This is a genomic window from Hamadaea tsunoensis DSM 44101 (assembly GCF_000428945.1).
Classification (GTDB): Bacteria; Actinomycetota; Actinomycetes; order Mycobacteriales; family Micromonosporaceae; genus Hamadaea; species Hamadaea tsunoensis.
Genome location: NZ_AUAX01000018.1, coordinates 123,299 through 134,840, shown reverse-complemented (window position 1 = coordinate 134,840; position 11,542 = coordinate 123,299). Strand labels below are relative to the sequence as shown.

The following is an 11,542-nucleotide window of genomic DNA, read 5'->3' as shown; positions in this document are numbered from 1 at the left end:
GGGGTCAACTGATCCCGCTCGGCGGGTTCTCCCCCAGGTAGAGCCGGTGCACCAGGTCCGGCGTCAGCGCGCCGGCGTACGCCCGGACGGACTCGATGTCGCCGGAGAACCAGTTCCAGTCGACACCCGTCCAGCGGGTGCGCCCGACCGAGAACGGGCCGGTCGCCGACCAGGTCCGGGGCGTGATGGCGACGCTGTCGGCCAGGACCCCGTTGACGTACAGCGACAGCTTCGCGGCGGCCGCGTCGTAGACGCCCGTGACGTACACCCACTGGTTCATGGCGGCCGGCGTACCGACCGCGGCGCGGGTCTGCGTCGGGGCGGCCGTGTCGCTGTCCGGCATCACGATCAGCCAGCCCTGCGTCGGGCTCTCGCCGAGCTTGAAACCGGAGGCGACGGTGCCGTCCTGGCCGGCGATCACGCCGTACTGCGTGTTGTCGGTCAGGTACGCCCACGCCGAGACGCTCAGCGACGTCGTCGTGCCCGCCAGCACCGGGACGGACGCGACCAGCGCGTCGGTCCCGTCGAACCCGGCGGCCGTGCCGCCGTCGGCGAGGTGGTCGGCGTCGGTCAGCGTGACCGGCGTACCGACGCCCTCGTCGGCGAGGTCGTGCTGGCCGAGCGCGTCGGACGTCGTCGCGTCGGTCAGGTCCCAGCGGCCGGCCAGGTGCGAGGCGAGCACGCCCACCTCGGCCGGGTCGAGCAGCCGGTTCCAGGCCTGGATGTGGTCGACCGCACCGTGCCACGGCCGGGCCGATCCGGTCGCGGAGTAGCCCGAACCCGCCACGAACACCGTGGTCGCCGGGTAGGCGGCGGCCTGGGTCGCCGTCTTGGCCAGGGTCCCACCGACGTAGAGGGAGGTCGCGCCCGACGCCGCGTCGCGTACCCCGGTCAGCAGGGTCCAGGTGTTGAGCACCGGCGCGGTCGTCGTGCAGACCGCGTTGAAGCACCAGGCGTTCGACGCCTTCACGTAACCGAGCCGCAGCTCCGTGTCGTAAGTGCCGCCGGTGCTCGCGTACTGGCTGACGGCGTCGTTGTCGGCCGCCGTGCTGGTCAGCTTGGCCCAGACCGAGACCGTGTAGTTCCCGGTCGTGTCCACCGCCGCAGCGCCGGTCGCATTGCCGTTGACGCCGTCGAACGCGACGCTCGTCCCGCCGTCACCCCAGCCGGTGCCGGCCGCGGTCACGCCGCTCGCCGACGCGGTCAGGGCCGGGCCGCCCGCGACGGAGTTCGCGAACGTCGTCACCCCGGCCGCCTCGTTCAGCGACCAGATTCCGGCCGCGCCCGGCGCCGAGCCGATGAGCATCGAGTAGCGGTACACCGGTCCCTCGTGCCCGACCGCGTCGACCGCCGCCACGTCGAGTTCCGCCTGACCGCCGAGCCGCATCGTGGACAGCAGCGAGTTGGCCAGGAACGGCGGGCTGATCTTCACCGTCACCGGCGCGCCCGACGTCGTGCTCACGCTCTGCTTGAGTGTGGCCGTCCGGTCCCACCAGTAGGTGTACTTGGCCACGTCGGTGTCGCCGTGCGAGTCGAACGTCACCGGCGACGCCACCCCCACCGCGCCCGCCGTGGTGCAGCCCGGATTGAGCGTGCAGTCCTGGAAGACCGTCGAGGTCACCGTCGGCGCGCCCGCCGGGCCGAAGTTGTCGACGACGAATTCGCAGATCGCCGACCCGGCCGAGGTCGCGTTACTGGCGTCGGTCACCTTGACCTGCCACTGGTACGCCTGTCCCTCGGTGAGCGTGTAGCTGCTCGGGATGACCGCCGACGCGTACGCCCCCGCGGTGACGCCCGTGACCTGGTAGGTGGGCGTCGTCGGCAGCGCCGAGCCGACCTTGGCCAGGTAGAACTTGACGGTCTCGGTGTCGCCGGAGTCCACGTCGGACACCGGGTTGACCTTGGTCGCCGGACGGCCGCCGGCCAGCGTGGTCATCCCCGGGCGGCCGCTGCCGGTGACGCACGCCTTGCCACCCGTCGACATCGCCGACGCGGCCGGGGGCGTCGGCGTGTGGTTGTAGGTGACGGCGATGTACGGATCCCGCGTGGAGTCGGAGTTGTCGCGGGAGTAGAACAGCTTCCAGCCGTCGTGCTTGGTCTCGGTCGAGGCCTTGATCCCCATGTCGAAGGTGCTGACGTGGTTGGCGGCCGCGTAGTTCATCAGCCCGGCGACGTCCGCGGTGACCCACCCGGCCGAGCAGCCCGAGGCGCCCTTGGTCAGGGTCGACACGGCCGGCGCCGGCGTGGTGTACCAGCTGACCGCCGAACCCCAGCGGGTCGACGACGACGTCGCGCTGGTCCGGTACGCCGCCCAGTTGCTGTAGGTCGTGCTGCAGATCCAGGAGTGGAAGTTGTAGAGGTACAGGTCGGCCTTGGAGACCGTGGCGTTGTTGAGGAACGCGGTGTTCCAGTGGATGTAGGTGCGGGCGATGACGTCACCGGCCGGCGCGTCGTCGTCCTCCATGCCGATGCGCAGCTCCGACGACGAGGAGTTGTCCTTGTCGTCGACGGAGTCCTTCTGGACGTAGGTGTCCCACGTCGTGTACGCCGTCGACATGACGCCCGGGTCGACGGTCACCGGGAACTGCCAGCCCGAGCCCTTCGCGAGCGCGCCGGTGGACGGGTGCAGGGTCAGCGCCGAGCGCCAGCCGTTCCCGCCGGACGCGCCGGGGGTGGCGGCGAGGGCCACCTCGGCGGTGTGCCGCGGCAGGCCGGTACGCGGATTGACGCCGGCGTCCCACATCCGGGCCGGCGGCACGGCGACCTGTTCACCGGCCGCGGTACGCAGCGACACCCCGCCGGCGGTGGTCGACGCCGGGACGAGGTCGCCCGTACGCCACGGCTGCGCCAGTCCCGACAGCGTCGCCAGGGCGGCCGCGTCATGGGCGACGAAGTTCTCCTCGAACCCGGTACGCGTCAGCTGGATCACCAGGTCCACGCCCGGCCGGACGCCGGGGTAGGTGGCCGTCGACCCGGTCAGCACGGGGCGGGGCAGCGTACCGGGCCAGCCGAGCGCGACCTGGTGCGGGCCGGAGCCGAGGCTGGCGACGACGTTCACGCCGACATTCACACCGTCGGGCGCGCCGCCGGACAGCACGATGCCCTCCGGTGAGGCCGCGGGGCGTACCGTGCCGTCGGCCGCGGCGACGAGGGTGGTGTCGATGTCGCGCCACCGGCCCCCGGCGGTCTGGTAGCGCACGGGCCCGTCGTTGACGCGGGCGGTGAACGACCCGTCGGGGTTGGCGACGACGAGCCGGCTCGGCGTGGTCAGCGCGTCGACGGTCACCGGCACGCCGGTCGCGGTCGCCCGGGCGGCCGCCGCCGTCTCGCCGTCCGCCGCGGTCTTGGCGGCCGCCGCGGTCTCGCCGTCCGCCGTGGCGGCGGAGCAGTGCGGCGTACACGGGAAGGTGGTTGTGGGGGGTGCGCCGGTGGCGGCCGGGACGGCGCCCGGCGCCACGGCCGTGGCCAGCAGCACGCAGAGGCCGACCAGCAGTCGCCGGCCGATGATGGACAGCACGATGCTTCTCCTCGAAAGATTGCCGGAAGGGGGCCCGGACCCCGGCCGGCGACCGGGGTCCGGGGCGAAGGTCAGGGCAGGGTGGTGAAGGTCAGGGCCGGCGGCTTGAGGATCAAGGTGCCAGCGGTGTCGTAGACCTTGCAGCGGAAGGTGTAGCCGGTGTTCGCCGCCAGCCCGGTACGCGTGGACGACACCGTCTCGGGCCCGTCGGCGACCGTGACGCCGGGCGTCTCGACGAAGCTCGCGCCGCCGACGGTGAGCCAGGAGGCGACCGTGACGCGGTAGCCGCCGTTGTGCGGGTCGACCCGGCACGACATCGTGGCCGAGTTGCCGGTGACCCCGGTCGCCGGGTTGTCGGTGGCGGTCACCGGCCCGGCGAACAGCGCGCCGGACGCGGCGTCGCGCCACACGGACTGCGAGGCCGTGTCGGTGAGCCGGTGGTCGCCGAGGCCGCCGATCTCGTCGAAGTAGGACACGAAGACCGCGTTGTTGTCGCGGGCCCAGGTGGCCAGCCCGGTCAGGAACGCCGGGCGCCCGGCCGCGTCGTCGTAGCCGACCTCGCTGATCGCGTACGGCTTGCCGGCGGCCTGGGTGACCGACAGCGACGGGCGGCGCAGCTGGTGGGCCTGGATCGTCTCGTCGTTGGCCGGGTCGGCGTCGGTCTCCTTGAAGCCGTAGACGTCCCACGAGAGCACGTCGATGTACGCCGAACCCGGGTAGTAGTCCTGCCAGTCGCGGCCGCTGGCCGGGTCGACGGTGTAGTCCATCAGGACGAGCGCCGCCTTGACGTTGCTCTTGTAGACGCCGCTCTCGTGCGCGATGGCGGACAGGTGCTGCCACGCCAGCCGGTAGTCGGCGGCGGTGAAGTCGCCGCGCTTGATCTCGTCCTCGGGCTCGTGGAAGTACGTCCACCACACCGGCCGGTCGGCCGGGGCGGTCTGCAGGAACGTGCGGAAGGCGGTGTCCACCGTTCCGCCCAGCACCGTCGCCGGCGTCCACTTGAACGACACGTTGACGGGCTTGCCGTGGTTCAGTTTCGGGTCGGTCGCCCAGTTGCCGGGCGCGCCGCTGAAGAACGCCCGGTACATGTCCACCGGCTCGTACGTCGACTTGAACGCCCCCGTGGTGGTGGTGCCGAACAGTGTCGACGCCGCCGCGTGCGCCGGGCCGGCGGTGCCCAGCAGGAGCGCCGGGACCATCAGGGTCGACAGTGCGGTGAGCGCTGGCCGTAACCATTTCATCGCGATACTCCGAATCTCGGACAACGTTCCGCCCCTCGTTCGCGGAATCGGCGCCCAGAGCACCACCCGCCGACGTTGTCCGGAAGGCACCCGGACCACCGGACAACCCCGGAAATGTCAGGGGCCAATTCGGCCCGCGATCGTTACGCAGCACCGCCTTTCAGGGTCGCCGTAACACGCCTTGAGCTGCTGCGATGTCGTTGTCCGCGAGACGCCCACCCTCGGACAACCGCCGCGAGCCGCTCCGTGCGGGCCGGTTCTTGCGGGTTGTCGCAAAGCGGCTTCGTGTTGTCGCAACCGCCGCGGCCGCCGACCGGGCAGCGGCACCTTGACACCGCCACGGGCAGTGGTGAACATGAATGGATCAGCCCTGTCCGCGCTGCCGTTCGCTCCGCTCCCCAGTGGACCGACGGCGCGGCCGTCCCGGATGGAGCTTCCGCATGCCCGCCTCACCCCCGCCGCGCCCGCGTACGAGCACCGGACGCCGGCTGCTGGGCCTGTCCCTCACCGCGCTGCTGGGCGCCGCGACCCTTCTCGGCGTACGCGCGGCGCCCGTACCCCTGCGCCCCGTGGCGGCCACCCACACCGTCACGTTCGACAGGTACTCGCTGTCGGTGGACGGCACCCGCACGTTCGTGTGGTCCGGCGAATTCCATCCGTTCCGGCTGCCGAGCCCGGACCTGTGGCGCGACGTCCTGCAGAAGATGAAGGCGAGCGGATACAACGCCGTGTCGGTCTACTTCGACTGGGCGTACCACTCCCCGCGCGCGGGCGTCTACGACTTCACCGGCGTCCGCGACATGGACAAGCTGCTGAACATCGCCGCCGAGGTCGGCCTGTACGTCATCGCCCGGCCGGGCCCCTACATCAACGCCGAGACCGACGCGGGCGGGTTCCCGGGCTGGCTGACGACGCAGGCGGGCAAGGCCCGCACCGACGCCGCGGACTACCTCGCGGCCGTCGACGAGTGGCTGACCCGCATCGACGCGATCCTCGCCCGCCACCAGCTGACGAACGGCACCGGCACCGTCATCCTCTACCAGATCGAGAACGAGCTCGCCGCCACCGGCACCGCGCAGCTGAACTACCTGACGCACCTGCGTACCAAGGTGCAGTCCGACGGCATCACCGTGCCGATCTTCCACAACGACAAGGGCCGCAACGGCCGCTGGGTGCCGGCCGGCGCCGGGGTCAGCGGCACCGTGCAGGGCCCCGTCGACCTGTACGCCTTCGACGGCTACCCCGGCGGCAGCTGCCACACCGACGGCACGGTCGGCAGCCCGTCGGCCGCACCGGACTGGGGCATCTACGGCACCGGCGGGGCCACCGGCGGCGCGTCCGCCTCACCGAACACCCCCGGCTTCGTGGCCGAGTTCGGCGGCGGCTGGTTCGACTACTGGGGCAGCAACGGCATCTACCCGTGCACGGCGCAGCGCCTCGGCACCGGCTACGAGCGGGTGTTCTACGGCACCAACGTCGCCAACCGGCTCACCCTGCAGAGCTTCTACATGACGTTCGGCGGCACGAGCTGGGGCTGGCTGCCCGCCCCCGTCGTCTACACCTCCTACGACTACGGCTCGGCCGTCAGCGAGGCCCGCCAGCTGCGGCCCAAGGCGCAGGAGATGAAGGAGCTCGGCTACTTCCTGCAGAGCGTCGGCCCGATCACGAAGGTCGACAAGGCCGCCGCGGTGACGACCAGCTCCGCGGCGGTGAAGGTCGACCACAACCTCAACCCGGACACCGGCACGCACTTCTACTTCCTCGTCCACACGCCGTCGACCGCGACCACCAACGACTCCTTCACCTTCCCGATCGCCACCACCGACGGCACCTACACCGTGCCGCAGGCGGGCACGCTGCGGCTCAACGGGCAGGACGCCAAGACCCTCGTCGCGGGATACACTGTGGACGGTCAGCGCCTGGTCTACTCCACGTCCGAGATCCTCACCCACACGGCGTACGCGAACCGCTCCGTCCTGGCCCTGGTCGGGCGGGACGGCGAGAACGGCGAGACGGTGCTGCGCTACGCGAGCGCGCCGACCGTGACCGTGGCCGGCGGGGCGGCGGTGACGAGCACCTACACGGCCTCGACCGGCGACCTGCGGCTCAACTACACCCACTCCGGCATCGTCCAGGTACGCGTCACCGGCGGCGGCCGCCCCGACCTGCTGCTCCTGATCGCCGGGCAGGCCACCGCCGACACGATGTGGCGGCAGGACACCACCGCCGGCACGGTCCTGGAACGCGGTCCGGCGCTCGTGCGTACGGCGGCCGTGAACGGGGCGACGCTGGCGCTGACCGGCGACACCGCGGCCGCGACGACGCTGGAGGTCTGGGCGCCCCCGGCCGTCACCGCGGTCACCTGGAACGGCGTACCGGTCACGACCCGGGTCACCAGCGTCGGCAGCCTCGCCAGCACCGTGCAGCTGGCCGGACCGGCGGCCGTGACCCTGCCGGACCTGTCCGCCGCCACCTGGCGATACTCGGCCGAATCACCGGAGAAGGCGACCGGCTTCGACGACAGCACCTGGGCCGCCGCGAACCACACCACCACCAACAGCACGACCAAACCACCGGCCGGGCAGCCCGTCCTCACCGCCGACGACTACGGCTTCCACCACGGCGACGCCTGGTACCGCGGCCGGTTCACCGGCACCGCCCCGGCCACGGTGAACATCACCTACGGCGGCGGCGCGGCCGGACTCGCCCAGGTCTGGCTCGACGGCACCTACCTCGGCCAGAACGTCCTGCCCGCCGGGGTCGCGGCACCGGCCACGACCGGGACGGCTGCCTTCACCGTGCCCGCTGCCCTGCGCGTCGGCGGCAACCACGTGCTGTCGGTGATGGTCCGCGACGACGGCCACAACGAGGACGGCGGGGTCAACGACGCGCACAAGGAAGGCCGCGGCCTGATCTCCGTCGCGTACGCCGACGCCGGGGGCACCGCCGTCACGCTCGCCACCACCTGGAAGATCCAGGGCAACGCGGGCGGGGAGACCATCGCCGACACCGCCCGCGGACCGCTCAACAACGGCGGCCTCTACGGCGAACGCAACGGCTGGTACCTGCCCGGCTTCACCGACACCGGCTGGGCGACGCGTACCGTGCCCGACTCCGCGGCGGTGGCCGGAACCGCCTGGTACCGCACGACCTTCACGCTCGGCGTACCGGCCGGGCACGACGCCTCCCTGGGCCTGACCATCGGCAACCCGGCGACCCCGCGCTCCGGCGGCCACTACCGGGCCCTCGTCTTCCTCAACGGCTGGAACCTCGGCCAGTACATCGCCGACGTCGGACCGCAGCACACCTTCGTCCTGCCCGAAGGGCTGCTCAACCCGCGCGGCACCAACACACTGGCGCTCGCGGTCACCAGCAACGGGGCCACCGGCGACGGGCTGGAGACGGTCGCGCTGACCAACCTCGGCACAGTCCTCGGCGGTACGCCGGTATCCCTCGTCAGCGCCCCCTCCTTCCACTGACGACTCTCCATCCATGAGCGGAGGTGAGATCGGCGCACCCGGGACACAAAGTTCTTGATCTTGAACTGGGTCCATGGGTGGAAGATTGCGTCGGGCAGACTGGCGGGGTGCTGCCCGACGTCGACCTTCCCGTCCGTGCCGTGCTGCCGGAGCTCCTGGCCGCCGTACGCGACACCGCCTCGGCCGTGCTGGTCGCGCCGCCCGGGGCCGGGAAGACCACGCTGGTGCCGCTCGCCCTGGCGGACCGGATCCCCGGCCGGATCATCGTCGCCGAGCCGCGCCGGATCGCCGCCCGGGCCGCCGCGGCGCGGATGGCCGAACTGACCGGTACGCGCCTCGGCGACACGATCGGCTACTCCGTACGCGGCGACAGCCGTACCGGCCCCCGCACCCGGGTCGAAGTGGTGACCACCGGCGTGCTGGTGCAGCGGCTGCACCGCGATCCGGAACTGCCCGGCGTCGGCGCGATCATGATCGACGAGTGCCATGAGCGGCACCTCGACACCGACCTGGCATTGGCCTTCACCGTCGACGTCCGCACCCATCTGCGCGACGACCTCGTGCTGCTGGCCGCCTCGGCGACCGCCGAAGCGCAGCGGCTGGCCGGCGCGATCGGCCCCGGTACGCCGATCGTCACCACGCCCGGCTCGGCGTACCCGGTGGAGGTGCTCTGGGTTCCGCCGGCCGGACCGGTCGACGCGCCCTACGGGCTGCGGGTCGATCCGCGCCTGCTCGATCACGTCGCGGCCGTCGTCCGCCGGGCGATCGGCGAGGGCGACGGTGACGTCCTCGTCTTCCTGCCCGGCGCCGGCGAGATCAACGCCGTGTCCGCCCGCCTCGCCGATCTGCGGGACCGCGCCGACGTCATCGCCTTGCACGGGCGGCAGGCGGCAGGCGTACAGGACGAGGTGCTGAAGCCCGGAGTCCGGCGGCGGGTGGTGCTCGCGACGGCGGTGGCGGAGAGCAGCCTCACGGTGCCGGGCGTGCGGGTGGTCGTCGACGCCGGGCTGGCGCGGGTGCCGCGCATGGACCACGCACGCGGGCTCGGCGCGCTCGTGACGGTACGCGCCTCACGGGCGTCCGCCGACCAGCGCGCCGGCCGGGCGGGACGCGAAGGGCCGGGCCGGGTCTACCGGTGCTGGGCGGAGCGCGAGCACGAACGGCTGCCGGCGCAGCCCGACCCCGAGGTGGCCGTCGCCGACCTGACCGCGTTCATGCTGCACCTGGCCCAGTGGGGCGATGCCGACGGCGCCGGCCTGGCCCTGCTCGACCGGCCGCCGGGCGCGGCCGCGCAGGTCGCGCGGACCACGCTGACGGCACTGGGCGCGCTGGACCCCGCGGGCCGGATCACGCCCCGCGGCCAGGACATCGGTGCGGTCGGCGCCCACCCGCGGCTGGCCCGGGCGCTGCTCGACGCCGCCGCCACCCTCGGTACGCGACGCGCGGCCGAGGTCGTGGCGCTGCTGTCCGCCGACGTGCGCACCACGACCGACGACATCCCGGCTACCCTGCGACGGCTGCGCGACGGCGCCGACGCGGCGGCCACCGCCACGTGGCGGACCGAAGCGCGGCGTCTGACGTCGGCGGTGGCCGCCGCACCCGCCCCGGCCGCAGGACCGCCCGACGACCTGGCCGCCGCCCTCGTCGTCGCGCTGGCGTTCCCCGAACGCGTCGCCCGGCAGCGGACGCCCGGCGGCCGCTCGTATCTGATGACCGGCGGCACCGCGGCCGAACTCGGTCCCACCTCAGGCCTACCGGGCGTGCCCTGGCTCGCCATCGCGGACGCCGACCGGCAGCCGGGCAGCGCCACCGCCCGCGTACGCCTGGCCGCGCCCATCGATCCCGACACCGCGCGAACGGCGGCCGCCGCCCTGTACGCCGAGGCCGACGAGGTCGCCTGGTCGAACGGAGACGTCGTCGCCCGGCACGTCACCCGCCTCGGCGCCATCATCCTCAGCGAACGTCCACTACGGACACCGGACGCGGCGCTGACCGGCGCCGCCCTCGCCGAAGGACTGCGGCGCGACGGCCTGGCGCTCCTGCACTGGAGCCCGCCGGCGGTCGCCCTGCGCGAGCGGCTGGCCTTCCTGCGCCACACCCTCGGCGAACCGTGGCCGGCGGTCGACGACGCCGCGCTGCTGGCCGATCCGGCCCGGTGGCTCGGACCCGCCCTGGCCACCGCCCGCAACCGCGCCGACCTGCACCGCATCGACACCGTCGCGGCGCTGCGCCGGCTGCTGCCCTGGGCACAGGCCGCCCGGCTGGACGAACTCGCCCCCGAACGCCTGCACGTGCCCAGCGGATCGCACATCCGGGTCGACTACTCCGACCCGGCCGCGCCGGCACTCGCCGTCAAGGTCCAGGAGGTCTTCGGCTGGACCGCCACCCCCCGCATCGCCGGCGGGCGTACGCCGGTCGTGCTGCGACTGCTGTCCCCCGCCGGCCGGCCCGCGGCGGTCACCGCGGACCTGGTCTCCTTCTGGCGCAACGGATACCCCCAGGTACGCGCGGAGCTGCGCGGCCGCTACCCGCGCCATCCCTGGCCGGACGATCCCACGGTCGCCGAGCCGACGCGGCGTACCAAGCCCCGGTAGGGCGCCACGGTCGGCCGTGGCGCCCCGCATCCGCCTCGGCTCAGCCGTCGACGCTCGCGAAGACGAAGACGCTGCTGCAGTCGTACGGCGAGCCGCCGGAGCCGTTCACCGAGCAGATGGCGATGCCGACCTTGTCGCCGGCCTTCACGTTCCCGAACGGGTCCCAGACCACGAACGAGCCGTTGCCCTTGCCGTTGTAGACGGAACCCAGCGACGTCCCGTTGAGGAACGCATAGCCGCGTACGCCGTTGCCGTTGGCGCAGGTGTCGCGCAGCGTGATGTAGTCGTCGTTCTTCGCCGGGTTGCTCAGGTCGCCCTCGCCGTAGTCGACGAAATAGATGTAACCGGCGGGGTCGCTCTTGTCCGAGCAGTCGCTCGGGGTCACGGTGTGCGTGGCGAAGCTGTCGTCGTACGAGGCGAGGGCCGGGGTACCCGTCGCCGCCACCAGGCCGGCGACAGCCACGGCCAGAGTGAGGAACCTGCGTGTCTTGAACATGGGAGTAGACCGTAGAGGATCATGGCCGGCCTGTCCCCCGGTCTTCGATAGTCCACAATGCTCTGTCCAATGTCACTCTCCGTCCGGACCCCTTGACCGAAAACGATCATCAGCCGAAGTCCAGGGATCCGGGGTGAGGTGGCGACCGGGCGGCGGTGAACGATGCGTCGCCCCACTCAGGTGGCAGAGCGACCCCCAGGGCCGACCGGTCTACC

Annotated in this window: 5 protein-coding genes; 2 read left to right on the top strand and 3 right to left on the bottom strand. The window is 72.7% G+C overall.

All coding sequences use genetic code 11. From position 1 onward, the window contains the following. Nucleotides 1-4: 4 nt before the first annotated feature. Nucleotides 5-3,517 (bottom strand): LamG-like jellyroll fold domain-containing protein, encoded by a 3,513-nt coding sequence (locus tag G401_RS0124645; RefSeq protein WP_027344589.1) that lies wholly within the window; start codon nucleotides 3,515-3,517, stop codon nucleotides 5-7. 71 nt (nucleotides 3,518-3,588) lie between these two features. Then, nucleotides 3,589-4,758 (bottom strand): glycoside hydrolase family 26 protein, encoded by a 1,170-nt coding sequence (locus tag G401_RS0124640; RefSeq protein WP_157546283.1) that lies wholly within the window; start codon nucleotides 4,756-4,758, stop codon nucleotides 3,589-3,591. A 440-nt stretch (nucleotides 4,759-5,198) separates the two neighbouring features. Here G401_RS0124640 and G401_RS0124635 point away from each other — a divergent pair, with 440 nt between their 5' ends. After that, entirely contained in the window at nucleotides 5,199-8,237 is a 3,039-nt protein-coding gene (locus tag G401_RS0124635) for a glycoside hydrolase family 35 protein (protein ID WP_084557570.1), read from the top strand. A 107-nt stretch (nucleotides 8,238-8,344) separates the two neighbouring features. Next, nucleotides 8,345-10,831 carry an ATP-dependent helicase HrpB gene (gene hrpB / locus G401_RS0124630; RefSeq protein ID WP_027344586.1) on the top strand — a complete coding sequence of 829 codons (2,487 nt, stop codon included), beginning with the start codon at nucleotides 8,345-8,347 and terminating at the stop codon, nucleotides 10,829-10,831. A gap of 40 nt (nucleotides 10,832-10,871) precedes the next feature. Here hrpB and G401_RS0124625 read toward each other — a convergent pair whose 3' ends face one another. Next, a complete protein-coding gene (locus G401_RS0124625; RefSeq protein WP_027344585.1) occupies nucleotides 10,872-11,327 on the bottom strand; it encodes a hypothetical protein in 456 nt (151 codons plus the stop codon). Nucleotides 11,328-11,542: the final 215 nt, after the last annotated feature.